At 35.9% G+C, this 24886-nt stretch carries 29 protein-coding genes, 2 pseudogenes and 2 riboswitches; of the genes and pseudogenes, 10 read left to right on the top strand and 21 right to left on the bottom strand.

The genetic code is table 11. The annotated features are described in order from the left end of the window. Positions 1-117: 117 nt before the first annotated feature. A complete protein-coding gene (locus ACOI1C_RS10175) occupies positions 118-804 on the bottom strand; it encodes a SurA N-terminal domain-containing protein (RefSeq protein WP_422510428.1) in 687 nt (228 codons plus the stop codon). Between the two features lie 216 nt (positions 805-1020). Between ACOI1C_RS10175 and ACOI1C_RS10180 the strand changes: the two genes are divergently transcribed. The 4 genes and pseudogenes from ACOI1C_RS10180 to ACOI1C_RS10195 all read left to right on the top strand — a co-directional run bounded on the left by ACOI1C_RS10180 (position 1021) and on the right by ACOI1C_RS10195 (position 3071). Continuing rightward, the gene (locus ACOI1C_RS10180) at positions 1021-1731 is read left to right on the top strand and encodes a sigma-70 family RNA polymerase sigma factor (protein WP_422510429.1); all 711 of its coding nucleotides are present in this window, start codon (positions 1021-1023) and stop codon (positions 1729-1731) included. Between the two features lie 21 nt (positions 1732-1752). Next, the gene (clpP, locus tag ACOI1C_RS10185) at positions 1753-2334 is read left to right on the top strand and encodes an ATP-dependent Clp endopeptidase proteolytic subunit ClpP (RefSeq protein WP_422510430.1); all 582 of its coding nucleotides are present in this window, start codon (positions 1753-1755) and stop codon (positions 2332-2334) included. A gap of 169 nt (positions 2335-2503) precedes the next feature. Continuing rightward, a pseudogene (locus tag ACOI1C_RS10190) lies at positions 2504-2743 on the top strand (citrate/2-methylcitrate synthase); the annotation flags it as partial. 79 nt (positions 2744-2822) lie between these two features. After that, positions 2823-3071, top strand: a complete 249-nt coding sequence (locus tag ACOI1C_RS10195) for a GlsB/YeaQ/YmgE family stress response membrane protein (protein ID WP_422510431.1) — start codon at positions 2823-2825, stop codon at positions 3069-3071. Positions 3072-3713: 642 nt separating this feature from the next. Here ACOI1C_RS10195 and ACOI1C_RS10200 read toward each other — a convergent pair. Next, the gene (locus tag ACOI1C_RS10200; protein WP_422510432.1) at positions 3714-4448 is read right to left on the bottom strand and encodes a GOLPH3/VPS74 family protein; all 735 of its coding nucleotides are present in this window, start codon (positions 4446-4448) and stop codon (positions 3714-3716) included. Positions 4449-4595: 147 nt separating this feature from the next. Next, positions 4596-5885: an ATP-binding protein gene (locus tag ACOI1C_RS10205; protein WP_422510433.1), complete on the bottom strand. Its 1290-nt coding sequence runs from the start codon at positions 5883-5885 to the stop codon at positions 4596-4598. Positions 5886-5965: 80 nt separating this feature from the next. Here ACOI1C_RS10205 and ACOI1C_RS10210 point away from each other — a divergent pair, with 80 nt between their 5' ends. Further along, on the top strand, positions 5966-6493 hold the full coding sequence (locus ACOI1C_RS10210; protein WP_422510434.1) for an rRNA adenine N-6-methyltransferase family protein: 528 nt from the start codon (positions 5966-5968) through the stop codon (positions 6491-6493). 469 nt (positions 6494-6962) lie between these two features. Here ACOI1C_RS10210 and ACOI1C_RS10215 read toward each other — a convergent pair whose 3' ends face one another. The 3 genes from ACOI1C_RS10215 to ACOI1C_RS10225 all read right to left on the bottom strand — a co-directional run bounded on the left by ACOI1C_RS10215 (position 6963) and on the right by ACOI1C_RS10225 (position 10086). Next, entirely contained in the window at positions 6963-7691 is a 729-nt protein-coding gene (locus ACOI1C_RS10215; protein WP_422510435.1) for a ZIP family metal transporter, read from the bottom strand. A 114-nt stretch (positions 7692-7805) separates the two neighbouring features. After that, a complete protein-coding gene (locus ACOI1C_RS10220; protein WP_422510436.1) occupies positions 7806-9644 on the bottom strand; it encodes a diguanylate cyclase in 1839 nt (612 codons plus the stop codon). A gap of 16 nt (positions 9645-9660) precedes the next feature. Then, the gene (locus ACOI1C_RS10225) at positions 9661-10086 is read right to left on the bottom strand and encodes a hypothetical protein (protein WP_422510437.1); all 426 of its coding nucleotides are present in this window, start codon (positions 10084-10086) and stop codon (positions 9661-9663) included. Positions 10087-10351: 265 nt separating this feature from the next. Here ACOI1C_RS10225 and ACOI1C_RS10230 point away from each other — a divergent pair, with 265 nt between their 5' ends. Further along, a complete protein-coding gene (locus tag ACOI1C_RS10230) occupies positions 10352-11623 on the top strand; it encodes an ATP-binding protein (RefSeq protein ID WP_422510438.1) in 1272 nt (423 codons plus the stop codon). Positions 11624-11680: 57 nt separating this feature from the next. Here ACOI1C_RS10230 and ACOI1C_RS10235 read toward each other — a convergent pair whose 3' ends face one another. From ACOI1C_RS10235 to ACOI1C_RS10255, 5 genes are all read right to left on the bottom strand, one after another. Further along, positions 11681-12313, bottom strand: a complete 633-nt coding sequence (locus ACOI1C_RS10235; protein ID WP_422510439.1) for a response regulator — start codon at positions 12311-12313, stop codon at positions 11681-11683. Further along, a complete protein-coding gene (locus ACOI1C_RS10240) occupies positions 12291-13349 on the bottom strand; it encodes a sensor histidine kinase (RefSeq protein WP_422510440.1) in 1059 nt (352 codons plus the stop codon). Before ACOI1C_RS10240 ends, ACOI1C_RS10235 begins: the two co-directional genes overlap by 23 nt. Continuing rightward, on the bottom strand, positions 13346-14074 hold the full coding sequence (liaF, locus tag ACOI1C_RS10245) for a cell wall-active antibiotics response protein LiaF (protein ID WP_422510441.1): 729 nt from the start codon (positions 14072-14074) through the stop codon (positions 13346-13348). The genes ACOI1C_RS10240 and liaF overlap by 4 nt, the downstream gene beginning before the upstream one ends. A gap of 107 nt (positions 14075-14181) precedes the next feature. After that, complete coding sequence (locus ACOI1C_RS10250; RefSeq protein ID WP_422510544.1) at positions 14182-14760, bottom strand: PspA/IM30 family protein; 579 nt, start codon at positions 14758-14760, stop codon at positions 14182-14184. Between the two features lie 22 nt (positions 14761-14782). Then, positions 14783-15127: a flagellar basal body rod protein gene (locus tag ACOI1C_RS10255; RefSeq protein WP_422510442.1), complete on the bottom strand. Its 345-nt coding sequence runs from the start codon at positions 15125-15127 to the stop codon at positions 14783-14785. 506 nt (positions 15128-15633) lie between these two features. Then, a riboswitch (cyclic di-GMP riboswitch) is annotated at positions 15634-15725 on the top strand. Between the two features lie 32 nt (positions 15726-15757). On the opposite strand from ACOI1C_RS10255, the gene ACOI1C_RS10260 reads away from it, so the two are divergent. Both ACOI1C_RS10260 and ACOI1C_RS10265 read left to right on the top strand, forming a co-directional pair. Further along, the gene (locus tag ACOI1C_RS10260; RefSeq protein ID WP_422510443.1) at positions 15758-15898 is read left to right on the top strand and encodes an anti-repressor SinI family protein; all 141 of its coding nucleotides are present in this window, start codon (positions 15758-15760) and stop codon (positions 15896-15898) included. Positions 15899-15992: 94 nt separating this feature from the next. After that, the gene (locus ACOI1C_RS10265) at positions 15993-16322 is read left to right on the top strand and encodes a helix-turn-helix domain-containing protein (RefSeq protein WP_422510444.1); all 330 of its coding nucleotides are present in this window, start codon (positions 15993-15995) and stop codon (positions 16320-16322) included. Positions 16323-16380: 58 nt separating this feature from the next. Here ACOI1C_RS10265 and ACOI1C_RS10270 read toward each other — a convergent pair whose 3' ends face one another. After that, a complete protein-coding gene (locus ACOI1C_RS10270; RefSeq protein ID WP_422510445.1) occupies positions 16381-16590 on the bottom strand; it encodes a hypothetical protein in 210 nt (69 codons plus the stop codon). A gap of 307 nt (positions 16591-16897) precedes the next feature. Next, positions 16898-17212: a helix-turn-helix domain-containing protein gene (locus tag ACOI1C_RS10275; RefSeq protein WP_422510446.1), complete on the bottom strand. Its 315-nt coding sequence runs from the start codon at positions 17210-17212 to the stop codon at positions 16898-16900. A gap of 493 nt (positions 17213-17705) precedes the next feature. Then, a riboswitch (cyclic di-GMP riboswitch) is annotated at positions 17706-17799 on the top strand. Positions 17800-17827: 28 nt separating this feature from the next. On the opposite strand from ACOI1C_RS10275, the gene ACOI1C_RS10280 reads away from it, so the two are divergent. Then, complete coding sequence (locus ACOI1C_RS10280) at positions 17828-18004, top strand: anti-repressor SinI family protein (protein ID WP_422510447.1); 177 nt, start codon at positions 17828-17830, stop codon at positions 18002-18004. A gap of 79 nt (positions 18005-18083) precedes the next feature. On the opposite strand, the gene ACOI1C_RS10285 is transcribed toward ACOI1C_RS10280, so the two are convergent. From ACOI1C_RS10285 to ACOI1C_RS10315, 7 genes and pseudogenes are all read right to left on the bottom strand, one after another. Beyond that, positions 18084-18251, bottom strand: a complete 168-nt coding sequence (locus tag ACOI1C_RS10285) for a hypothetical protein (protein WP_422510448.1) — start codon at positions 18249-18251, stop codon at positions 18084-18086. A 413-nt stretch (positions 18252-18664) separates the two neighbouring features. Further along, positions 18665-19450 (bottom strand): GNAT family N-acetyltransferase, encoded by a 786-nt coding sequence (locus tag ACOI1C_RS10290; protein WP_422510449.1) that lies wholly within the window; start codon positions 19448-19450, stop codon positions 18665-18667. 191 nt (positions 19451-19641) lie between these two features. Continuing rightward, positions 19642-19953: a signal peptidase I gene (locus ACOI1C_RS10295; RefSeq protein ID WP_422510545.1), complete on the bottom strand. Its 312-nt coding sequence runs from the start codon at positions 19951-19953 to the stop codon at positions 19642-19644. Next, positions 19947-20216 (bottom strand): hypothetical protein, encoded by a 270-nt coding sequence (locus ACOI1C_RS10300; protein WP_422510450.1) that lies wholly within the window; start codon positions 20214-20216, stop codon positions 19947-19949. The genes ACOI1C_RS10295 and ACOI1C_RS10300 overlap by 7 nt, the downstream gene beginning before the upstream one ends. Before the next feature lie 16 nt (positions 20217-20232). After that, positions 20233-20679: a hypothetical protein gene (locus tag ACOI1C_RS10305; RefSeq protein ID WP_422510451.1), complete on the bottom strand. Its 447-nt coding sequence runs from the start codon at positions 20677-20679 to the stop codon at positions 20233-20235. Between the two features lie 245 nt (positions 20680-20924). Then, positions 20925-21517, bottom strand: a pseudogene (locus ACOI1C_RS10310) (TasA family protein). Positions 21518-21828: 311 nt separating this feature from the next. After that, positions 21829-22143, bottom strand: a complete 315-nt coding sequence (locus tag ACOI1C_RS10315; protein ID WP_422510452.1) for a helix-turn-helix domain-containing protein — start codon at positions 22141-22143, stop codon at positions 21829-21831. A 1066-nt stretch (positions 22144-23209) separates the two neighbouring features. Between ACOI1C_RS10315 and ACOI1C_RS10320 the strand changes: the two genes are divergently transcribed. Next, positions 23210-23875, top strand: a complete 666-nt coding sequence (locus ACOI1C_RS10320) for a GDSL-type esterase/lipase family protein (protein WP_422510453.1) — start codon at positions 23210-23212, stop codon at positions 23873-23875. Between the two features lie 119 nt (positions 23876-23994). Here ACOI1C_RS10320 and ACOI1C_RS10325 read toward each other — a convergent pair whose 3' ends face one another. Beyond that, the gene (locus tag ACOI1C_RS10325) at positions 23995-24801 is read right to left on the bottom strand and encodes an alpha/beta fold hydrolase (RefSeq protein WP_422510454.1); all 807 of its coding nucleotides are present in this window, start codon (positions 24799-24801) and stop codon (positions 23995-23997) included. Positions 24802-24886 lie beyond the last annotated feature (85 nt).

The following is a 24886-nucleotide window of genomic DNA, read 5'->3' on the forward strand; positions in this document are numbered from 1 at the left end:
AATTAAAACTCCCTCTCATCAAGTGACAAAAGGGAGTTTATATTTATTAAGCTGAGTGACATTACACATTCCTTCTTCTGTTCAACTTCTCAATAGAAGAAATTCGGTATCCTAAATTTATAAAACTTTTATATCATTATCCACTCTAAGCTTTTGAATGATGTTTGTAATTTTCTCTTGTCTTTTCTTATTCATGACCTGCTGCTCTAACTGAACCCTGAAGTCTTCTAAAGTTTCTACCTCTTGCTCTTGGGCAGTCATTGCCTCTTTATATTCATCGTAGGCTTTAGTGATTTCATCTTCTGTTACCTTGACTTGACCGACTCTTTTTTCAAGAAATTGTGTGATTAATAGATCTGTTTTAATTTTCTCTTTTAAACTTTCTTCTGTTAGTTTATTTCTTTCAAGGGCTTCTTGATACTTTTCTTCACTTTCAAAATTGCCCTTCATCACTTCAAATTGCTCATTTACACTTGCATCTTGAACCTCGATGCCCTCTTTTGTCGCTAGCTGCGATAGTAACTCTGTATTGACTAGCTGATCCAACACTTGTGTTTCTAGCTGTTCAATCATTTTTTTATCTAAGGTTTCAACATCAATACCTTGCTGAGAATAAGTTACTTTCATGTCTTCAATCATTTCTTCGTATTCTGCACGAGGAATTCCCTCTCCATTGACGGTTGCGACAACTTTCCCTTTATCACTTGTAGCCTGTTCTTTTTCCTTACCCTTATCGTTACATGCACCTAATACAACAAGGCATAATCCTACTAGCATTATCCCTGTAATCATTCGTTTCATCATAGTCTCGCATCCCTTCAATAATCTTGTCCTCCATTTTATCATAAAACACACTTTTCTGCTTATTTATAAAAGTGGTTCCAGCAGCATGTCGAAAATCACCTCAGTAGCACTGAACAAGTGTTTTTGGATACAATAATATAAAATATTTCTTTGCCCCGTATCTTTTTGTTGCTGGTAACCGTTTAAAAGTAGAGACGTGTTGAAGGAGTGAGACGTATGAACAACTTGCTTAGTTTTTATAAAGGTAATACTGAAAATCAGGAACATTTTTCAGAGGATGAGTTGATGGAGCTTTATCCCAAGCTACGTCGATATTGCGAATTCCTTTCACAAAACAGCTGGGAAACAGAGGATCTCGTTCAAGAGGCCTTACTGAAGGTATGGCATTTTTATCGTCATAAGCCTGAGGTTCATTCCGCTTTAATCAACAAAATTGCCTATAATGAATGGATTGACACTTTGCGGAAGCGAAACAGAGAATCATTAGAATCTATACCTGAAGAAGCATTTAATGAAAACGAACAGATCCACAATCGATTGGAGACTGTTTCAACATTAATTAAAGAGTTAACCCCAAAACAGTCGGTTATTATAACCTTAAAAGAAGCATTTTTATATCAAAATGCGGAGATAGCCGAACTGCTCAACATGACGGAGACTGCCGTTAAAGCAATCGTTCATCGGGCAAAACAAAGACTTGAAAAACGTAAATTGGAGGGGGATTCCTCCAAACCATTTTGGGATGAGACCGAGAGAGAACACATAGGGTCAATATTGCATAGGTCACTTTTTCATCAGGATCCTGATATTTTGATTCGGGCAATCCCTTTCATCCGTTCCTTACAAAAAGAAACAACTCCAAAGTGCACGATTTATCAAACACGTCGATCTCACTCACCTTCAAACATTGTCTACATGGCGGCTTAATAAGCCAAGGAGGCAACTAAAATGAGTACAATTCCATATGTAATAGAACAATCAAGTCGCGGTGAACGTTCTTATGATATTTATTCTAGGCTTTTGAAGGACCGGATTATTATGATTGGTGATGAAATCAATGATTCGGTCGCGAACAGTGTGGTTGCCCAGCTATTATTTTTAGCAGCGGATGCTCCTGATAAGGATATTTCCCTCTATATAAATAGTCCTGGTGGTTCCACCTCTGCAGGTTTTGCGATTTATGATACGATGCACTATATTAAACCAGATATCAGAACCATATGTACCGGAATGGCTGCTTCATTTGGGGCGATGCTTTTACTTGCTGGAACAAAAGGAAAACGATTGGCTTTACCAAACAGTGAAATCATGATTCATCAACCACTCGGAGGAGTGAGAGGCCAAGCAACTGAAATCGAAATCTCTGCAAGAAGGATCCTCAAGCTTCGAGAACACATAAATGAGATTATTTCCGAAAGAACGGGTCAGCCAGTCGGAAAAGTAGCTGCCGACACAGAACGTGACTATTTCATGAGTGCTATAGAAGCTAAGGAATACGGGATTATTGATGAAGTAATTTGGAAGGCATAGGTAAACTTCTGAGTAGCTAGTGCTAGCTACTCTTTTTTGAGGTACAGAAGAACGGAATAATTGGATAATTTTGTATAATAGCCCATAAAGGAAGTATTTTGGCTGATATATTGGGATTGGGACGATAAAATGAAAAAGTGGTTGATATCGTTCGTTTTGGCCCACTAGAGAACATACAGCTGTTCGTTTATTACAGGAGCTAAAACCCGGCAGATCTCTTTATACAAATGTGGAGTTCTATGCAGCCGCGATTATGAAGGCAATTAACATGGATCCAGAGCTATTCACTCCAACATTTACAGCTAGTAGAATTGTCGGCTGGACTGCACATCTTTTGGAACAGGCAGAAAGTAATACCATTTATCGACCTCAGTCTAAGTATATTGGGAATTGGAACGTTACGATTTAGGGACAACGTTTCTTCTCATAGGATTTTGGGTATACAACTAATAGAAACAAAATATTCTAATTGACTGGAGGAATTACAAATGGGATTTATTCTATATTTAATCGTTGGTGGACTTATCGGTTGGTTAGCAGGCTCTATACTTGGTAAGGATATTCCTGGTGGTGTGTTTGGTAATATTATAGCAGGAATTATCGGTGCTTGGATTGGTGGCTCACTACTCGGCAGCTGGGGACCAGAATTAGCGGATATTCATATTTTTCCTGCGTTAATAGGTGCAGTTATTCTGGTTTTCATTCTAAGTCTCATCATGAAATCTGTTCGAAGGTAATCATAAACTTTATTTAATACTATCTTAGTATATGTAAAAATATAACTTTTTTAAACAAACGTTTGTTCAACACCATCAAAAAACACAGTAATACCAGTATTATTTGAGCAAAAATATAAAATAGCTTTTTTTCTTAATTGAAATATCATTTACTAGGATAATGATATGAAAAGTAGAAGTCGTAAAACACGCCTCAATCATCAAATATACTAGTTAATAACTATTCTAATAAATGGAATTATATTACAATCTTAAACAAACGTTTGATTAGCAACTTACACAAACTGAATTATATCAACGTTTTTAAGGCGACATTAAAAAATAGCTTTTTTCTTTACTCGAAAATTCGTTTTCTAAGATAACGATTTCAAAAGTAAGAAAACATCTAGATGCATGGATTAGCCGTCATTAACTATTTCAATAAATGGAATTATAAACCAATTTTAAACAAACGTTTGATTAACACCCTACAGAAACTGAGCTACATCAACGTTTTTAAGACCACATTCAGAAATAGCTTTTTTATAACATTGAAAATTAGTTTCTTAAAATAACTAACTACCCTACAGTTCTACGCAATTGAAAAGACAGCTTTAGCTAGCTGTCTTTTGTATATTTTATGTGCAAAAAACGAGGTACAGATTAATCTCCACCGCCGCCGCCATCTCCACCATCAAAGCCACTATCACTGCCACTATTACTTTCTCCAGAAATATAGACTGCTGCTAAAATACCTGCCATTCCATCATCATTAGAGCTTGCAGACGAGCTAAAAATAGCTTTTTTATAGACTGGATGACTTTTGAATTCTTGAACTCTCGCTTGTGCCATTTTCAATTCTTCCTTAGAAAAGAGGCTAGGGATGAGCTTGCTTACCTCAATCAAACTGATTAAATAGATCTGTCGATCACTTAATTCATCGTTAGACATGATCGACTCTCTTACTTGTCTGCGTTTTTCCATTAAAAGACCATTTCTATCAGAAGCTTTATAAAAAGTCTGCTTAAACACCCATAAATATGGTACTTGTTCCTTATTTAATACCCCTTTTTCTACATATCTATCTAGAAGTTGATACACCATCTTATTCCTCTGAACAACATAACCTAACACACGAACCCAATGGTTGATAGACTTTTCTTTTTTCTCCTTCAAAATAGCCAATCTTACTTCTTCAAATAGCACATCATCTTTAGAGACCTGCTGACGAAAGAAAATTTTCTTACACTGTTCCTCCGTTACACCTCTTACAGCCAATTCCATTAAAACGGCACCTGCGATAGCAAATGGTAAGATTGTAGCAACTGAACTTGGAATTTTTGATGTTTCTACATTCACTGATAAAAGAACAAGTTCTTCCGCCAAATGAGTCATCATGGTCATCCCTCACAATCTATTCGTATAACTCCTTCTATTTTACTACGAAGATTTCCGAAAATTGTATATTTTTTTCTAGAATGCGACCGAAAAAGCAAAATTAAGGCTGTACTTTTATAACCACGTAAAAAAGGCCCTTAATAGACCTCATGTTAGAACTGGAATCCGAACTGTGACAATTGTTCCTTCCCCAACTTCACTTTTAAATTCCATTGTCCCTTGATGCTGAGTGATAATTTTATTACTCACAACAAGGCCCAAGCCTGCTCCCTTTCCCTTCGTAGAATAAAAAGGTTCTCCTAAACGGGACATGTGCTTCTCACTCATTCCCATCCCTTGATCGTGTACCTTTGCTACAACAAACCCATCTTCAATGGTACTTTCAATATGTATCTGCCCACCAAGAGGCATGGATTCTATTCCATTTTTTATCAAATTTATAAACAGCTGCTTAATTTGATTTTCATCACAATTAATCATGGCTTCTCTATCCGCCTGCAATTGTAACTGCAATTCAACATTCGTTAAGTTGGCTTGCCCTTCCATAAACGTCACAACATGCTTTAGCAAAAGTGGAAAATCCTTTTGTTTATATAAAACCTTTTGTTGTTTGCCTAACACCAGCATTTCACTTACAATTAAATTGATCCGGTCTATCTCGTCGATCATGATTTTCGTATGCAATTCGGATAAAGTTGAACCTGCATTTAAAAGCTGAACAAAGCCTTTAATTGAGGTAAGAGGGTTCCTAATTTCATGGGCAAGACCTGCAGCTAAATGACCAATTAGAGACATTTTTTCTGTTTGGTCCAGCATTTCTTCACTTTTTCTGATTTGGGTTATGTCTCGAGCGATTCCAAATACCCCAACCATATCGCCATTAATATATTTCGGAAAAGTCGTACATCTTAATAAGATATGATTCCCTTCACTCGTAGTTACTGTTGTTTCAAATTTTTGAGATTCCCCAGATATAGCTTTCTGAAAATACCCTACTGTTCTTTCAAATTCTTCACCTATAATGTATAGAACAAAGCTTTTTCCTATTATTTCATTTTGCTCATGTCCTAATATTTTTTCCCCTTGAGGATTGATTGAGACAAATTTTCCGTCCATATTGATCTCGAACACAGCATCTGGATTATGATTAAATAAGGATTGATAGTACCCATTACTAGATTCAAGCTGTTGCTCTGTCTGCTGTAATTCATACTTGGAGAGAAACAATTTGTACGTTCTGAAATAAATAATGAAAAAGAGAAATATGGATGTGACTAGTATAAAAAACCAGCCCTTATATCGTTGAAAAAAGTCATACTTTATAAAATTTTCATCTGCTAGGAAATATGTCATTCTATCTGATAAAAGGATCCATAATACACCAATTATCAAATAAATTAAGGCGATTCTGGCTGCTTCAATCTTTGACTGTTTCATTTAGTACTCCTCTTATCGGTTTAGAGTTATTCTTATATTTTGTCCTTACTTGCTAAAATATTCCTAGAAGGTGATTCTAAATGATGATACAGTACCTATTTGTTCTACTTACTCTAGCCGGTGTTCTCTCTATCTTCTTTACCTCTTTAATAAATGGAATTTCTCCAATGCCCACATCTCCAAAGGTAAAGAATCGTTTACTAGAGGTAGTACCTATAAATCCACCAAAACGAATCGTTGAGCTAGGTGCTGGATGGGGAAATTTAGCATTTTCTTTAGCAAAAAGATATCCACAATCCACTGTAATAGCGATCGAAAATTCATTTATTCCATATCTTGTTATGTTAGCTCGAAAAATACTATTCCCAACTATAAATCTTATTATAATGAGAAAGAATTTCTACAAAGAAAATTTATCGTCCTACGACCTCATCGTGTGCTACCTTTACCCAGGTGCAATGGACAGATTAGGAAAGAAATTTAAAAAGGAACTTACACCGGGTACATCTATCTATACCCACACTTTCTCCTTGTTACATTTTGAACCCCTCGAAAAGTGGAGGGTTCAGGATCTATATAAGACCATCATTTACCACTATAAAATGTGATTTTGTTTTATTATAGAAACAACACTTAGATCAGCCTACTGATCAATAGCAGGCTGATCTAATTTATCAATACATCGTTTACATCTACGTTATCGTCTCCACGCTCTCAATTCCAACTGAGATTCGACCTATTTATAAGGTTCCAGGATTCTTTATGCTAATGAAGGCACTAAAAACAAGTGAACCGCTACATTTTTTAAGGTTTCCTGGCAGAATGGGCGGTTAAAATCCATTTCATAATAGAGAATTAATCTTATTCAAAGTTTTATCAGCGATATTTTGGGTATATCGGCGATTATTTGGATATATCAGCGATATTTTAGATATATCCGCGATTATTTCATTTTATCAGCGATTTTCGAGATATATCAGTGATAAGACAATTTCCCCTGCTTTACCGAGCGGAAATCAAAGATCACACACCTAAATCCGCAACCATTCAAGGTACCAACAGATTACTTACTCAACTCTATCCGTAGTAAGTCAAAATCAACGAACCTAACAGCCCTAATGCTGAAACGAACCCAACAACCGGACCGCCTTCCTCAAACGCTTCGGGCAGCATGGTGGATGAAACCATGGCAAAGATTCCACCTGCGGCAAATGCACCAATTGTTGGAATGACCAGGTGTGATGTGACATCAATTAACACATACCCAAGAAAAGCACTCAGCGAGGATAGTGACATGACAATGAGCCAGAGAAATAAGATTCTCCCCTTGGAATATCCGTCCTTTTTCATTCCAATACTACTGGAGAGGCCTTCCGGAAAATTACTTATAAAAATAGCAATCACAATGAGCCAGCTAACAGAGTGATTTTCCAACAAGCTAACACCAATAATAATGGATTCTGGTATTGCATCTATGATTGACCCAATAAATATCGCTAACCCAGAATGTCCCGCCGGACTAGTCTTCGAACGCTTTCGTTCATGGCCTCCCTTTCTCATAATTAATAACTCGGCTACAATAAAAATCGTTGCTCCTCCTAAAAAGCCAATAGAAGGAAACAAAATCCCCCCTTCTTTTACGGCATTGGTCAACAATTCAAATGTAGCTGCACCTATTAAAACACCTGTACCAAATGCCATAATAAAGGCTGAAACCTTATTAGGAATATCCTTAAAAATACCAAGTAATGCCCCTAAAACGAGTGAAGAACCTGCGATTCCACCCCACATTGCTGCTTGTAGCATCCAATTTTCCCGCTCCCGGATAATTCATAATAGCTATAACTTGCCCATTTTTCTCACAAACATGAGATAAAGGCAGGATTCTCTTCAAAAAAAATAACCACTCGGATGAAGTGGTTACGAAGCTTGAGCTTTAATCTCTTCGATGATGGAAAGGAATTCTTCGACAATTAGTTTATCGAATTTTGTACCAATTCCTTTTTGTAGTAAAGCAATTGCTTGTTCCTCCGTTAGTGGTTTTTTTCGGTATGGTCTCACGGAAGTCATGGAGTGGTAGGCATCCACTACCGTAATAATCCTAGCACCGAGTGGAATTTCTTCTTGTCTTAAGCCATTAGGATAACCCTTTCCATCCGGTCGTTCATGATGATGCAATACATATGGCAAGACATCCTTTAACTCATCAACGCTTGATAGTATATTGTATCCAAGTACAGGATGAGTTTTCAATATTTCATATTCTTCAGGTGATAGAGGATTATCTTTATTTAAAATGTGATCAGGGATTCCAATTTTACCAACATCGTGCAATAGCCCCGCAATTGAAATATTCTTGACTTCTCTCTCACTCAAACCTAAGCGGCTTGCTATTTTCGCTGAATACCTAGAAACCATTTCAGAGTGGCTATGTGTATAAGGATCCTTAACCTCAACGGCTCTTGCAATGGAAACAATCGTATTTACTAACCATTTTTGATCTTCAACACTTCGCTCATAATTATGCTGTTCCATTGCTTGTAATTCTTTTGCCGTGATTACACGATTTTTCCCAAGACTTTTGGCAGCATACATTGCTTGGTCTGCTAGATGGACAAAACCTTCTTCGTTCGTATCATCTGGGTAGATGGCCACACCAATACTAATCGTAATGGGAGTTAGAATATAATTACTTCCATGTAGGGCAACCTTTTGACGAATACGTTCTGCTACATTTTTAGCCATCTCTTCATCTGCATTTTGCATAATGACAACAAATTCTTCTCCACCATATCGACAGACAATATCACCCGAACGAACATTGGCTGCAATCAACTGTGAAATTTCAGTTAGTATCTTATCTCCAAATAAATGGCCCTCGTGGTCATTTAGCTTCTTAAAATTGTCGACATCACAAAATAATAAAGCCATGGCATGACCGGTTTCCTTCGATTGCTTCATGCCAAATGCAAGCATTTGCTTGAAATGTGCACTGTTATAAACACCAGTTAATGGGTCGGTAATACTTTTTTGCAAACGGTCTTCTAGGGTATAAACCATTTGATTAAAAGCATCTGCAACTTCTTTAATTTCTTGGCTAGCTTCTAATTCGACCAACTGATAATGACCACCATTTTCGATGGAAAGTGCCGCCTCTCTAAGTGTTAAGAGCGGAAGAACGAGTAGACGTCTTATAATGAACCATAGCAGGATCAATAGGATGACTCCAATCGTGGCTCCTACAACAATCGTTAGGAAAATCTTATGATTTACAGCAGCAATATCATCTGTATTGTTAATATAAAGTTCGATTGCACCAGTAGCTTGTCCATCCTCTATTAAAGGAGCTACGAGTCTTACCTTTTTTACCCTTTCTGAATCCATATGAGCAACCATCGTTTTACCTGAAATCAGGGATGGGTTTAACACAGATGCTGATACATTCCCTTCTAAATCCCGATTAGTCGATGCACCTATAATATGGTTCCCTTCTGTTCTTACATGGAGTGTAAGCTCTAATATATTTTCTTCTCTATGTTTAATATAATCAAGAATTTGTTGCACATCCACAATTGAACGTGACTCTTCATATCTACCATTTATAGCAGTTGTTATTCCCTTCAATTGACTTACATACGTTTCCTTTACTGCCTGATGAAACGTGTAAGAGTTGAATAGAACCACTACTGACATCGTTATGACGATAACAACAGCAAACATCAGGATAATTTTAGTTTGTAATGAGAATCTACTAGACAAGTTTTTTCACCCTAACTTACTTAATCTCAAATTCTATCGTTTCAGATACGCCATAGGGTGTATGATCGTTGTTGTGTAAGGAGATGCGTACCTCGTGTTTGCCTTTACTAACGTTTTCTATTATGTATGGACTGCTAGTAACCCCTTGTTTTTCTCCATGATCTAAATATAAATGAATATGTCCCTCACCATTAACTTTTTCATGCCCATAGTGTTCACCTGATACAATTAAATTCGTTCCAATGACAAAGATTGCTTTTGTTCCATTTGTTTTGACTTCCACTTTTAAGGTAGGTTTGTAGTTCTCATTTTCAGTTTCTTTCTCTTCTACTATGGTGAACTCAGTGTGATATCCACCATTACAGCCTGTTAGAAGCAGTGTCGAAAAGATTGCTAGAAAATAGAAATGCTTCATTGCCTTTATCCCTTCTTGATCGTTCATTCTTTTATGACTTAGTACCTATTCTACCTTTTTAAAAAGAACATCTAGCATGGTTCTTTTTTATAATTATAGAAAAAATATACATCTAATTTATCATTACTTCAACTTATTTCGTGTGAAAAATTGCGACATATTTCACGTTTCTCTTCTTTTTATTATCATAATATTTTAATTTTTTAAAACTATCTAAAAAACATGTAACTTTGTGTTGTAATATCTAATTCTTCTGATAGAATTTTCTTATGTAGCTTTGGGGAGGACAACAGTGTCTATTATAACTAAGGATATTATCGTTAACTTATTTTTACTAATAAGTCTTCTCTTTCTATATATCATGTACGTAAACTACTCATCAAGACTTAAGCCCTATCTGAGTTATCATTCTAAGGTACTCATTTGCATATGTATTGTAGGGCATATGTTGAGTTATTCATTCCCGATCAATGAAATAAACGGAATTACGATGGACCTACGTATTATTCCAGGGATTATTGCAAGCTTATATGGAGGTTGGATAGGACACCTTTTTGTCATACTAAGTGGAATCATTCTTGTCCTTCTTACAAGTAAAAAAATCTCATTGCTTTTCTTATTATTAAGTGGATTTCTTACCCTCTTTTATTATTGGTTTTCTCCAATATACTTAAAGCTACGATTGCGTTTAAAGCTTCTATCTGCTGGAAGCTTAGCCATGCTTGTCATGTGCCTGGTGTTATGGAAGTTTCAAATTTTCTCCTATTCATGGATCATTGGATGTCAATTTATTTTGTTAGTAGGACTTGGGATCAGTATCATTGTTTATGTAATCGAATTCTCCCATAATCACTACTTGATTTTAAACCAGCTTCAGCGAGCGGAAAAGATGAATGTTGTGAGTCATTTAGCTGCATCCATCTCACATGAAATTAGAAATCCACTTACCTCTTCACGTGGCTTTTTACAGCTTATGCAACAAGAGTCCCTAAACGATGAACAACGAATGGCTTATTCAAAAATTGCAATCAACGAGCTAGACCAAGCAGAAAGAATCATTCGTGAATATCTTACTTTTGCTAAACCCGCACCTGAAAAAAATGAGCATCTACATATTCAAGACGAATTAATCAATGTGATTTCACTCTTGACACCACTAGCCAATTTATCTAATGTCAAAATTGAGTTGAGCACAGTTGATGGGTGCATTATAGGCGAACGTTCAAAATTTCAGCAATGTCTAGTTAATCTTATAAAAAACGGAATAGAGTCCATGCCAATGGGTGGTTCCCTGTTTATTAAAGCAATTAAGGTTAAAGATAGGATCCTAATAAAAATATATGATCAAGGAATGGGCATGACGACTACTCAATTGTCTAGATTGGGAGAGCCTTACTTCTCAACTAAGGTAAAAGGGACGGGGCTTGGGATGATGGTCGTATATAGAATAGTAGAATCCATGCGGGGATCCATTCAGGTAAAAAGTGAAATTGGGAAGGGAACGACATTTTCATTCTCATTTCCCTCCATAAATGGAACTAAAGGAGAAACTCCCCCTTTTTAGTTTTTGACAATGTAAATTTTCAAAAAGAGGAACGGTCCTAATGGATACTGTTCCTTTTTATTTAACAAGCGAGTGCTTAAATGCATAAATGACCGCTTGGGTTCGGTCTTGTACCTCTAGTTTTCCGAGTATGTTACTTACGTGAACTTTAACGGTTTTTAGGGCAATAAAGAGTTCATCCGCTATATCTTGGTTGGTCTTTCCTTGTGAGATCAAAAGCAAAGTCTCAAGCTCACGGTTTGTTAGTTGTTCGTGTAACGGGACATTGTGACCTTGTCGCATTTTGAACATCATCTTTCCTGTCACTTCAGGCTCTAAAATGGATTGACCGTCATAGGTTGACCTGATTGCATTGGCAATTTCACTTGCCTTTGACGTTTTAAGCATATAGCTTGTTGCGCCTGCCTCGAGAGCTGGATATACCTTTTCATCATCTATGAAACTTGTGACGATAATCACTTTAGCTTCTGGCCAACTTTTCATTATATTTTTTGTAGCCTCAATTCCGTCCATTTCCTTCATGACAAGGTCCATTAAAATAATATCCGGTCTTAGCTTTAAAGCGAGGTCTACTCCTTCTCTACCATCTCCTGCTTCAGCAATTACCTCGATATCGGGCTGTGCAGAAAGGTAGGCAGAAACTCCGATTCTTACCATCTCATGGTCATCAACAAAAAGTACCTTTATCATTTGATTCAACTCCCTCAACATTCATTAATGGTACCTTCACTTCAAGTCTAGTACCCGTATTTTGTAGGCTCACAATTTTCATGATTCCACCGATTTCAACTGCACGTTCATGCATGATTTGTAATCCATATGAACCTGTCTTAGTCGTTTCAACATCAAATCCAATTCCGTCGTCCACTACACGAAGAATCATAAATTCATCTCGTTTAATGAGCAGTACTTCAAGCTTTGAAGATTTTGAATGTCTTAATGTATTAGAGACTGACTCTTGTAAAATTCGGAACAAATGGTCCTCAACACCTTTATCTAATTTGACATCTTCAATTTTCCATGTGATGTCCATCGGTACCTTTTGTGTGAGTTCAACCAGCAGTTCTTTCATTCCTTCTTGTAAGGACTTTCCCTTCAATGCTACAGGTCTTAAATGTAAAAGCAATGCACGCATTTCAGATTGTGATTGATGAATGGCTTCTTCAACCATTAGTAATTGTTTGGTTTCACTGTCATCGTTAGATGTTTTTGATTCTGTGATGGCTGACATAAGCATTGAAGCAGCAAAAAGCTGTTGACTTACAGAATCATGAAGCTCTCTTGCCAACCTAGTTCGTTCCTGTGAAACAATATCCTGGACACGTTTTTCTTGATTTTCCGCTTTTTCAGTTGCTAGCTTTTGTGAAAGTTTAACTTGTTCAATCATCTGCTTTTGTATTTTTTTCAGTTGGATCCAAATCGGCTTCAGTTCCGGGTCGAGTGATTCCTCGTTAAATTGTTTTCCAAGCTCTACACCCTGCATAACCTCTGTTACGCTTTTCACCTGGCTCCTCCATGCTAATCCTGATATTAGTCCAAAAATGAGACCTGTTAAAATACTTAAGCTAGGTGCAAATAGCAGTAGAGGAATATCCATAACAGTACGTTCCCATAACGAAGACCATTTCTCAAGTGGAAAACTGATAAAAAACAAGATTGAAGCAATCAATAAGATGATTATAGAAAGGAAAATGTACGCGATCATCTGTCTCTGGATGATTTTCATACCCTTACCACCTCTAAGTCCCCGACTAGCATAGAGGTGATAATCTTAACTTTCTGCTCTGCACCACCATATTCTAAGGTTTGATAGTACAGTATTTGGTTCAGAGTCTTTACTTCTTGATGTTCTAAAATAGTAGAGGATCCATAAAGGACTGCATGTCTTACACTAAGTTCCATCTCATATGGAACTAGAATCTTTAAATTACCGACAAAATTTCGAATGGATATGACTGATTCCCCTTTTGGCAACACCGTATTACTTAAGTCAATCGTCGTATCTCCTACTCCCGTTTGAATGTTTACATCATTCCATTCATAAACATGGTCTGGGGTTTGCTGACGCCCAAATAAAACTTGTTTAAATAGGGGATGTTTATTTATTACGGTACCTTGCACTAAGCTAGTTTCTTCTATAATAGGCAGTACCTTGAGTGGGTGTTGTTTAGACTGAACGTATTGAACTATAAAATACAATATAATGGCTAATAACATAAACTTGAAAGTCATCATTGTAACAACTGTAAAGAATAACCCAACACAACCAAACCAAAACAAGATTTTCCAAAGTGTTCTGGTCATTTTCTTTCTTCCAAAATAAACACATGTGCCAAATAGAAACATTGAAAAGACAATCCCACCATTAAAGAATGTTACTTCAATTAAGAGCAGAACAATAGCCGCTATCATAATCATACTCACATAGTCTGTTTTTCTACGATTGAACACAGGGTATCCCCCTTTCTAGAAAGTCATTAATGAGGAAAGAGAAGTAACCTCTCTAATTATAAACCAAAAAGCGTAGTTTCCTACGCCTTTAGCATATCATGCTTTTGTTATGAAATAGAATGAGATTGATCCTTTTTTTGTTCTTTTTCTAATTGAGAAATGCGAGAATCGATTGTGCTCCGGTAATAATCAGAGTTCACTTTTTGTTCTAGCCGATCTAAATAGCTTTCCGTTTCTGAAACACTAGTTGCAGCATTATTTGAGTAGTTGAATCCAGTTTCAACTACTTGGTTCATTCTGTAGTTTGCGCGAGCTATATTCTCTTGTCCCATAAGCTCCAGTCGCTTAAGATTCATGTCTTTTAACTTATGCTTCATCTCTTCATATTTCTTCTCAAGCTCTACTAATTGTAGTGTGGTCTTTTCTAATGCCGAACGAATTCTTACTGAACGCTCCTCATATTGCACTTGCTCCTGTGATGCAAACTCACGCAACTCAGATTCACCTGCTCTTAATGCGATCTCTACTTGCTGTTTACGCTTCTCCGAAAATTGGCAAGCAACATTGTATTCCTTAGTAAACTCTTCCTTTAAAAGATATTGACGTTCCAATAGCTTTCGAACCTTTTCTACCTCATGTAAATCTGCAGAAATTGAATTCTTGATTCGATTAAATAAACCCATGATTACTCTCTCCTTTTTCGCTTTTTTAGTTTTTGTTTAATTCTGCCCACTGCTTTTCAAAGCTAGTAAACGGATCTAGTTCTTCTTTTACAGCATCATCTGTGTTCTTCCATTTTTTATATATAATGTACAATACATACGCTGCAGCTAAGCCTAAAACTGCTGGCACATTGGAAGCAGATGCTACAAGTGCAATCAATCCAAACACTGCCCACACAACTTTACTTGCTGAGGACTCTGACTTCATAAACCCCTTATATGAGTAGTATAAAATCACTAAACTAATGACTAGCCCAACTAAAGGAGCTACATTTGCTAGCAACACCACTGTTGCAAGTACACCAACTAATAACAACCCGAATTTTTTCATTCCTTACTTCCTCCTTTCGTTTCAATGTCTTAATCTTACCTGTACCTCGGATCTTGCATAATGCACCTAAGATATATCTTTCTGTAAGACTTGAGACCTAATGGTTTTGTTTTTAATTGCCTCTTGCACGAGTTATCTCTATATAGATAACAAACCATCAAGATTACCAAATGTAAGCCAAAAAACTTATCGACAATTTCCTTGGAAATATTCGTGAATTATACAAAAATCTACTTCTTTCTTACACTCTTTCAATATAGGATTTACTCCCAACAAGGTAAAAAGTAATTTACAAAGACTAAAGTGTGGTTATTTTTACATTTTATTCATATAAACACTCTTTTCACCCATTTTTTTATAAGAATATAAACTTTTGTAAATTTTTCGAAATCGACATGATTCAACACTTTGTTTGCTTTCTTTCTTTTATAATTCAAATATAGGACATAGGATATAGATTATTTCGTTAAAAAAGCAATATACATAAATATATAACGTTCTTTATAATCAGATAAAGGCAAACCTATTGAAAAGTAGGGACGCAAAGTCACGGGTCTTAGGTTGGGGGATTTCTAACGATGACGGCTGGTCTGCCTGGAATACTAAAAGTATTTTGGGAGGTAGTTTAGAATGGTTAAGGATTTATCAAAGGAATTTGGAAAGTTAGATCAAGAGTGGATTGACTTAATTTTAGAAGCTTTAGATATGGGTATGAGTGTTCAGGAAATTGAAACATTCTTACATAATCAAAACCAAGTTACTAATTTTTAATGAAAGTTCCCAAAAGAACTTTCTTTTTTTCGTTCTTCACATGAACATCTTCTTGGTTATATGTTATAATCGTTATCGAAGGAAGGTGACCTCGATGATTGGCAAACGTATTAAACAATATCGACTACAAAGAAAATTTTCTCTATCTGAACTTGCTGAACGTGCGGGCATTGCAAAGTCATACTTAAGCTCTATTGAACGAAATCTCCAATCAAACCCTTCGATTCAGTTTCTCGAAAAAATTGCAGGTGTTCTAAATGTTCCAGTGAACACATTGCTACATGATGAAGAAGATGAATCTAATCAAGGCGCAGATCTCGATTCAGATTGGGCAAGGCTCGTCCGTGATGCGATGAAATCTGGAATCTCTAAGGATCAATTCCGTGAATTCCTTGAATTTAACCAATGGAAGATGAAAAAATAAAGAGCGTTTCGGTGACATTGTCATCAGGAACGCTTGTTTTTTTTTGAGTGATCCTCCTTTAAATAAAGGTTGAAAATCTAATTTTTCTCTTTTTCTGCGTTTCTTGTTGCTTCTCATAAAGATGGGCAATATGCTCGACTTTAACTACTTCAGCTTGCCTTAACTTTAAGTGTGTAATATCTTTCTGACAAGATGGACAAATCCATTGTCCCGACTCACAACTACTATAAGATGGTCTGATACATCGATCACATGTTTTTTTGTACATATCTATATCTCTCCTCCAAAAAACATCATTAAAAAGTAGGACTCTATTAGGTAATTCTGGATTGATTGACAGAATACAAGCTTAGTAATAAATATGTGGAATATAATTAGATATGTATAAGCTGGTCTTTATTTTTAGATGCGGAAAGTAAATCGGAAAGTTCAAGTATATCCAACTACCAAAAATATACCTTTATAAAGAACAATGAACTCTGATTTTACTTTCGAATGACTAGATAACAAATAAAAAACCTAGTCGGAATGGAAACTTCCAAAGACTAGCTCCGCGTCAAGTTAACATTCTTATCTCATCTTAATATATCAATTAGTTTTCTTAGTTTCTCTTTGTCAATCTTTGCTCTACTCATTTCTAAAGCTAGTTCAATTACTTCTTTATCTAGGTAGAGTAGTTCATCTTGCATATAAACATCCTTGGAAATTAATGAGTGAACATCCACCCCAAGAGCATTTGCGAGTTTCTCAAGCACTTCTATACTTGGATTTTTTTGCTTACCGCTTTCTATAAAGCTTAAATAGGATTTTGATACACCTGAGATTTTAGAAAGCTCAGTTAAGGAAATGCCTCTTCGTATTCGTAAATCTTTAATTTTCTTTCCATCCATGTTTGGTTCTCCTTTTCCTGCTTAAAAGATAATTCCCCCTTACCAAACTATCTAGCCAAGATTAATTCCGGGCAACTATAAATATGAAGCTTTTGTTCAAATCATGGAACAATAGATTCAACTGAATTTTTTAGTTCTTTATTAAGAACGCGCACTAGTTTTAGTATACTTCACTGAAAGAAGAAAAGTAAAGTAGTTAAAAAGTTTCATATAAGCGCTCTATTTCAATCTGTAGACATAGTCTTACAGATTGTTACATTTCTCGACTATTCCTTTGCTCTTTTCTAGACGCCGGCTTCTTGTCTTTACATTAAATGGGCTATTATATTTCAAGAATATCTTACTAAAACTCATGCTCTTTAACCTTTCTCACAATATATACATTCAAATGTAAACGTTTTATTACAAATATATTTCATTTTTCTCATCGACAAACTATAACAACTTTTTCCAATATATTTACATATAATTGTGAATATTGGTTCATACAAAAATCAGTAAAGGGCAAATCTATTCGAAAGATAGGGGCGCAAAGTCACGGGTCTAAAGTCAGCATGTATCTTGACTATGACGGCTGGTCTGCCTGAAATACTAGAAGTATTTTGGGAGGTAATTATGAGAAATGTTAACCAAAAGCAATCAGACTACATTAACCTAGAGGAATTGGATCAAGAATGGGTGGAACTTATTTCAGAAGCAATAAGTATGGGTTTAACGAAGGATGAAATTCGAAATTTTTTATTGAACAACGGAAGAATCATGAATCTTGGGCAGCTTGCTAGAACAGTCTAATCCAATAAACAAGAAAATGAACTTTATACATCTCATACATTGTGACACCATTCCTGATCGCTACTGAGCTTTCAGGTTTTTATTTTCTACTCTTTTCTATATCACCACTATATTTCAATTTTAGAAGCTGTTTTGATAAACTTTGTTCCTTCATGCGCCAAACGTTATGTCTCAACTGTTTCGCTGCTCTAAGCAGATGCCTTAGCATATGTGTTCCAATCATCTTATACCAACGGATTACTTTCAAAAACTCCTATCTAAAAGTAATAATCTTTTAAAATAGAGCCTTTAGAAAAGAGCCATTAAGAAAAGCGCAAGCGCCCCGTTTAGACCAGGCATAGCAAATGTTCCTAAAAGAAAAAAAGGTGGTCTTCTCTTTTATTCTTTTAGAGGGTGTTCAAAAAGTCCGGCAAAAATAGCTTCAAATTTCTTCGTCAGCTCGTCTCTCCGCTCCTCACGTATACAAAACATACGCGCAGGTAGCTCAAGACTTCGCTTCCTCGAACTTCTTTGCTCTTTTTGTCCTCCTTTTTGAACAGACTCTTTTAGGGTTATTTGACCTAGAGCATCTGGGCGCTGGAGCTAGACCAATACCCTGAGTAAAAAAAAATTATACTTTCTTATCTTTTTAAAAAAACAAGTCAATAGACTTGCTTTTCCTTACTCATACCACTCTATTGATTCTTCAATATAATCCTTCTTGTAACCTAATCTTTCATATAAGCCTAGGCCTTCTTTGCTTGATTGTAAGACTGCTACATGATAACCATTGGAGATTGCTTCTGCATGGGCTCTCTCCATTAGTTCGGTTGCATATCCTTTTCCTCTAGCAATTTCAGTAGTTCCCACCCAGTAAATTCCGGCAACTCCCTCTGCGAGGAGCAATGAAATGACTGCAACTGCTACACCGTTTTCATAACCAATATAATGTTGATAAGCATAGTTTTCTTCAACATTTACCTGTTTAAATGAATCTTTATACTCCTCAAGTTCGAAAACCTGACAGATTATTTGCACCCACATGTTCTGGCTGTCTTCATCTTCTACCTTCTTGACATTTAGTTTAGATGTCTTTACAGGGATATTTCTAGTTTCTAGTTTTAACGACATCCCAACTAAATCATCAGCATGAACAAAGCCTTTCTGGAGAAGCTGTTGCTTTAGATTATTAGGTTTTGAAAAATCATGAACTAAACAACATATAGCTTCAATCTTTCCCTCGAATTGATCTTTTACCTCTTGTATCTTTTTCATAACAGTTGAAACGTCTGTATCAAAATCGAAAATAAGTACATTTTGAAAAGTAGAAACAAACCACTGCAATCCGATTTCAACTCTTGAAATATCTACTGCTCTATCTCGAAAGCTCTTTAAAAATACCGTTCGGTTTAACAAATTAGCTTCAATGATTTCCTTATGATTATCAGTATCTAAAATTGCTGTCATATCGTTTCTCCTAGTTTAGAAAAGAAATGCGGATATTCTCCAAAAGGTAGTCGTATTAGGGACATTTGATTAACCTTTTAGCCTATTATTATAACCTACATTATTCATAACCTAACAAAAAAAGCAAGAAAGCCCTATCCATTAAAGGTTTTCCCGCTTCTTATTTTCACTTTCAAAATTCATAATAAATGTTAAACATTTTTATTGGCTGCATTCGATGCATTTTTCCCTTCAATTTGCGCAATTGTCCTCATTATTGTAAAACAGGAATAGCCTAGAAGAAGAAGTCCTGGAATAATAAAAATAAATGCTCCATTGTTAGAATTAATGATACTCAAAAAATAACCTGCCCTCGGAATTGTAAATCCAGTGTATTGGGCCACAACATTTTGAGAAAGTACAGGGTTTGGATCTTCCCCATCGTTGTTATCTCCCTTAGTTCTGTAAATAACTTGATCACTGTTGGAATTTACTACATCTACGATTCTATGGGTAATTAAAATATTTTCATCTTGTTTAACGTTATAACATCGCCTTTTTGGAAGCGTGTCATATCTTCATCCACTTTTACAGCGATGATAGATCCTGTCTGTATTCCTGGTTCCATCGACCCTGAAAGAACCGTTTTTAATTGATAACCAAATAGTTGCGGCTCAGTCCCAGTGACTCTTGATGAAACGACAACGAATATCATCATAAAAAGTACTCCATATAAAAGCCATGTAAGACCATTACTTAACCACTTTTTCATTTTATTTCCTTTCAATTCTGCGCCCTCCTGACTATTGTCCATCTTCAACTACATTTGAAATATTGATCGATTCTTCCTTAGAAGTTAATGTACCTTCTCCTTCTACTTCTTCTTCACCTTTATCTAATAGTGGAGTAGCTTTGTCAGAATCTGATGCATTGGTCTTACTATCTTCTTCTACTTCTATAATAGGTGTTTCCTCAGTTAATGAATCAGTGGTAGATTGACTACTCTCATCCTTTGATTCTGGTTCGTTTGGTTCTTCGGACAGTTCTTCGCCTTCTGTTGAAACGGGCTCCGAATTACTTTCCTCGATAGGAGTACTTATTTCATCACTAACAAATTCTTGTGAACTAAGATCCACTTCTTCACCTTCAGTAGTTTCCCAATTGCCAGCTTGAATGACTGTGACGATTTGATTGCTGTCATAGAAATAAGCATTTGTATCAGAATTTAAATAGGAAAATGTAATAAGCATGATATACCAAATCGCAAGAATTTGAGCTGTTACTTTACTAGTTGAATACTTTCTTTTGTGCTTATTTAATCTAAAGTATTTTATACTATCACATCCTAATGGCCATTTACTTAGAATCTATTTCTATATTTGCTTCTACTCTTCTTCACATCAGCAAGGAACTTACAAATCTGAAGAAAACTAGAATAAAAGAGAAAAGGATAGAAAGGTGGGATCACCCTCCTATCCTTGCATTGTTGATCGAATTATCTATCTTGACCTTTAGTTTGCATTGCCTCGAACGTCCAAATAAGCTCTAGCTTGTCGCCTTGGAACATGTTTTGATCAGCCTTATTGTCAACAAATTCATAGTTTACATACAACTGGTCAGATGTTCCAGCTTTAAGCTTGCCTCTTTCTTCTAATGCTTTAATAAAGATTTCGTTCTCGATTGCATCCGGAGTCATCGTTTTAAGTTCGGCTAAAGTTGTACCAAATACAACAGAATCAATCTTATCAGCATTTAATAGGAAGTTTACTTGAATATGCTTCCCGAAATCTGCACCAGCATTGTCATTTTTAGCATCAGTTACAGTGTAGTCAGTCATTAATAGAATTTTACTGATGTCAAGACTTCCATCATTTTTCAATTCAAAAGAACGAGTCATCCAATCACCTGGTTTAATGTTACTAACATCAATGATTGTTGTAGGTTTGCATTTAGATCTAATGTTCCTGCTGCAAATGTTGAAGTTGTTTCTGCCTTATCACTAAAGAATGCGTATGTACCGCCACCAATTAACGATAAACCTAGTGCTTCTGAAGCTAAACTTAAACCAACTTTCTTTTTAATGCTCATTTTGTTGCCTCCCGTTTTTTTTTAGATTTGCTCGTCCAGTGAAATATGTTCTCTATAGCGAAATTTTAAATTGGGTATATGTCATAATTAATCATTTGATAAGTCTGAAAAACAGCTATATTTTCTTAATAAAGAAGATTTACACTGTATTATCTCGTCATTCCTCCTTTTTACTTACTTTTTTGCCTATTTTCTTCAATTTCGTGTTTAGTAAAGAACCATTGGGTTTAAAAGCTCCTTTAGGATGATTTATGCTCCAAAAATCAAAAAAACCGTTAGCCCCTTTCAATATTCAAGGCTAACAGTTTCTCTCATCTAAGAATTTCAATCAATTTCCTTAGCTTCTCTTTATCTATTTTAGCTCTAGTCATTTCCAATGCCAAATCAAGTACTTCCTTATCCAAATAAGCTAGCTCCGATTGATCAAAATCCTTCTTGTCAATTAAAGAATAGACATCAACCCCAAGAGCTACTGCTAACTTCTCAAGTACATCTATACTTGGGTTTTTCTGCTTGCCTCTTTCAATAAAGCTCAAATAAGATTTGGACACCCCTGAGATTTTTGAAAGCTCAGTCAAGGATATACCTCTTCTTAAACGTAATTCCTTAATTTTCTTTCCGTCCATAACTAGTTCCCCTTTTCCTGCATGAAAGTTAATTTCCCCCTTACCAAACTTTTTTGAGATAAATCGACTCTTCTTTTCTACTTGTAAATAGGTAGGCTATGTATTTCGGTTAAAAGCTTTTGAATAAATAAAGGGTTATATACTTTTTAAATAATTCTTTATTAAGAACGGATTTTGTTTAAGTATACTTCACTATCTTGGAAAAAGTAAAGCAGTCAAAAGAATCAGTTTTTTTAAGACTCCCTATCAAGACAAAGTTTTGCAAATAATGGACTGAATTCGACAATTCCATCTTTCTTTCTATTTAAATTTCGATAGAACGAGAGTGTGCTAGTGCCTCTCACCAAAGTAGATTTCTTCAAAATATCCAGTCAAACCAACTCACAGTATGTATTTCATTAAAATGAAAAGAATAGGTTACAGAATTATTACACTTTGAACATCGACAAACTACAACGACTTGTATCGATTTTTTTTCATATAAATATGAGTATTGGTTCATACATAATCAGGAAAAGGCAAACCAATCAAGAATTGGGGCGAAAGTGTCACAGGTCTAAAGTCACGCATTACGTTTTTTGCTATGACAGCTGGTCTGCCTGAGATACTAAAAATATCCTGAGAGGTAATTTTGATAAAAGTCAACCAACATCAGCTGGATCTCATTATTTAAGAGGACATGGATTAGGAATGGGTGGAACTTATTTCTGAAGCTTTGAGTATGGTCTAACAATGACAGAAATCCGTGATTTTCTATTCAATAATCGGTGCATCCTGAAGCTAAATCAACTTGCTCAATCCGTTTAATAGAATAGAATAAATTTCATTATCATAATATGACACCACCCCTGATAGCAAGCGTGATCTCAGGTTTATTCACAATAGAGGGAATCCATTTCAACTTACTTTTCACTAGTTATTTCGAGCAAATATAAATAAAGGGAAACATTAGATGTACTACGTGAATACAATGTGTTGTGCGTCAATTTTGGTTCCTTGTATATATGTTTTTATCTGAATCTTCAAATGAAACTCAATCGTCGAATATTATTTTAGGAGGTATGTGATGAATTTTCAAAGAAATACAGCCCTTGAATATATTGCGCTAGGTGATTCCTTAACGGTTGGAGTTGGCGTTCCCTTATTTGACCCTGGTTTTGTTGAGGTATATGCGCGGAATGTAGAAAGAGATATTGGTAAACGTGTTCAAATTTACAAGTATGCTAAGGTTGGAGCAACAACGGGAGATGTCGTAAATCTACTCACCTCTAATTGTGTTCAGGCAGCAATTAAACAAGCAGATATAATCACCATTACAGCAGGTGGAAATGACTTGATTAAAGCTGCGAGAATTTATATACAGAATCAAGATAAAGAAGTTCTAGATGCTGCATTAGCAACAAGTATTAATAATCTTACGGAATTAATTCGATCCCTTGATTTACTCATCGAAGAATGTGAGGGCCCATTTATCATTCGACTGGCTAATCTTTATAATCCGTTTCCTTCTATACCCTTAGTTGATCCATGGGTACAAACATTTAATCAGCATGTTCAAGGTTTCTCATCTATTCCAAATGTTAAAATTGCAGACATTTATTCCGTTTTTAAAGGATGCGAGAATGATCTACTCTCAAGTGACAAAATACATCCAAACGGAAAAGGCTACTTTGAAATAGCAAGAAGCTTTCGGGAGTTTGGATATAAACCCTTAACAAGTCGGGATGAATAAAATTCAGAAGCTAATAGCCTATTTGAGGACATATATCCGGTGAAGAGGTTAGAACCTGTTCTGCTCTCATCCCTCTAGTAAGTTAAAAATCGGGTGGTTCCAATGAACCACCCGATTTTTCAATCGAGGGAACGAATAAACAAATCAACTACTTCGTTAAACAAGTCCGCTTCTTCTAAAAATGGACAATGGCAACTATTCTCAAATATTTCGAGCCTCGAGTTTTGGATATTTTTGAGGAGGTGCTCACCTGCTGCTACAGGAATGAGCTTCTCCTCTCGCCCGAAGCATAAAAGTGTGGGTACCTTAATTTCCGAAAGATAGGGCCTGCAATCAACAACCGATTGATCAAAGAGAATGGCACTTGCTATGGATTCCGGTATTTTTGTAACTTCCTCAAGCATCCTGTCCAAATCGAGCTTGTTTAACTCTTCTTTAAACATTAAAGGAATAAATCCATGTAAGAACTCCACTCGATTTGTTTGGACTTCTCTCATTATATGAATCAAGGCAGGAAAATCGAACGCTCCAATTTCAAAATCTGGCCATTTAAAATCAGAGGCTAACTCATCTACAATAACAGTGGCTTTCACATTTTCTTCTCCAAACTGATGTAGATACTCCCAAACGACAAAAGCACCCATTGACCAACCGACCAAAGTTACATCCTTTAAGTCTAAATTGCCGATAAATGCACGCAAATCACGAGCATAATTAGCGACTGTGTGTCCTTTTTGTACATGGGAAGAACGACCATGTCCTCTTAAATCCACTGCAAGAACTCGGTACTCCTGGCTAAAATACGGTATTTGCTTTTGAAAAAATCGGCTACTCATCCAAACTCCATGTATGAAAAGAATCGGCTTTCCTTGTCCTGCATCTTCATAATAGAGCTCCACACCATCTTCTAGCTTCATAATTGGCATAATATCCCCTCCAAGTTTTCAGGCTATATAGTTGAAACTATGCAGTGGGACATCGTTTCATCCCCCAATTATGTTTTTTGTATGT

Origin of the sequence: Bacillus sp. DJP31, from assembly GCF_049310945.1 — a bacterium.
Lineage (GTDB): Bacteria > Bacillota > Bacilli > Bacillales > SA4 > Bacillus_BS.

Bases quoted from the DNA above. Each gene is read 5' to 3' on its own strand.
- ACOI1C_RS10175 (WP_422510428.1), bottom strand. From the start codon at position 804: ATGATGAAACGAATGATTACAGGGATAATGCTAGTAGGATTATGCCTT.
- ACOI1C_RS10180 (WP_422510429.1), top strand. From the start codon at position 1,021: ATGAACAACTTGCTTAGTTTTTATAAAGGTAATACTGAAAATCAGGAA.
- clpP (WP_422510430.1), top strand. From the start codon at position 1,753: ATGAGTACAATTCCATATGTAATAGAACAATCAAGTCGCGGTGAACGT.
- ACOI1C_RS10195 (WP_422510431.1), top strand. From the start codon at position 2,823: ATGGGATTTATTCTATATTTAATCGTTGGTGGACTTATCGGTTGGTTA.
- ACOI1C_RS10200 (WP_422510432.1), bottom strand. From the start codon at position 4,448: ATGATGACTCATTTGGCGGAAGAACTTGTTCTTTTATCAGTGAATGTA.
- ACOI1C_RS10205 (WP_422510433.1), bottom strand. From the start codon at position 5,885: ATGAAACAGTCAAAGATTGAAGCAGCCAGAATCGCCTTAATTTATTTG.
- ACOI1C_RS10210 (WP_422510434.1), top strand. From the start codon at position 5,966: ATGATGATACAGTACCTATTTGTTCTACTTACTCTAGCCGGTGTTCTC.
- ACOI1C_RS10215 (WP_422510435.1), bottom strand. From the start codon at position 7,691: ATGCTACAAGCAGCAATGTGGGGTGGAATCGCAGGTTCTTCACTCGTT.
- ACOI1C_RS10225 (WP_422510437.1), bottom strand. From the start codon at position 10,086: ATGAACGATCAAGAAGGGATAAAGGCAATGAAGCATTTCTATTTTCTA.
- ACOI1C_RS10235 (WP_422510439.1), bottom strand. From the start codon at position 12,313: ATGATAAAGGTACTTTTTGTTGATGACCATGAGATGGTAAGAATCGGA.
- ACOI1C_RS10240 (WP_422510440.1), bottom strand. From the start codon at position 13,349: ATGAAAATCATCCAGAGACAGATGATCGCGTACATTTTCCTTTCTATA.
- ACOI1C_RS10255 (WP_422510442.1), bottom strand. From the start codon at position 15,127: ATGAAAAAATTCGGGTTGTTATTAGTTGGTGTACTTGCAACAGTGGTG.
- ACOI1C_RS10260 (WP_422510443.1), top strand. From the start codon at position 15,758: ATGGTTAAGGATTTATCAAAGGAATTTGGAAAGTTAGATCAAGAGTGG.
- ACOI1C_RS10265 (WP_422510444.1), top strand. From the start codon at position 15,993: ATGATTGGCAAACGTATTAAACAATATCGACTACAAAGAAAATTTTCT.
- ACOI1C_RS10270 (WP_422510445.1), bottom strand. From the start codon at position 16,590: ATGTACAAAAAAACATGTGATCGATGTATCAGACCATCTTATAGTAGT.
- ACOI1C_RS10275 (WP_422510446.1), bottom strand. From the start codon at position 17,212: ATGGATGGAAAGAAAATTAAAGATTTACGAATACGAAGAGGCATTTCC.
- ACOI1C_RS10280 (WP_422510447.1), top strand. From the start codon at position 17,828: ATGAGAAATGTTAACCAAAAGCAATCAGACTACATTAACCTAGAGGAA.
- ACOI1C_RS10290 (WP_422510449.1), bottom strand. From the start codon at position 19,450: ATGACAGCAATTTTAGATACTGATAATCATAAGGAAATCATTGAAGCT.
- ACOI1C_RS10305 (WP_422510451.1), bottom strand. From the start codon at position 20,679: ATGCTTATTACATTTTCCTATTTAAATTCTGATACAAATGCTTATTTC.
- ACOI1C_RS10315 (WP_422510452.1), bottom strand. From the start codon at position 22,143: ATGGACGGAAAGAAAATTAAGGAATTACGTTTAAGAAGAGGTATATCC.
- ACOI1C_RS10320 (WP_422510453.1), top strand. From the start codon at position 23,210: ATGAATTTTCAAAGAAATACAGCCCTTGAATATATTGCGCTAGGTGAT.
- ACOI1C_RS10325 (WP_422510454.1), bottom strand. From the start codon at position 24,801: ATGCCAATTATGAAGCTAGAAGATGGTGTGGAGCTCTATTATGAAGAT.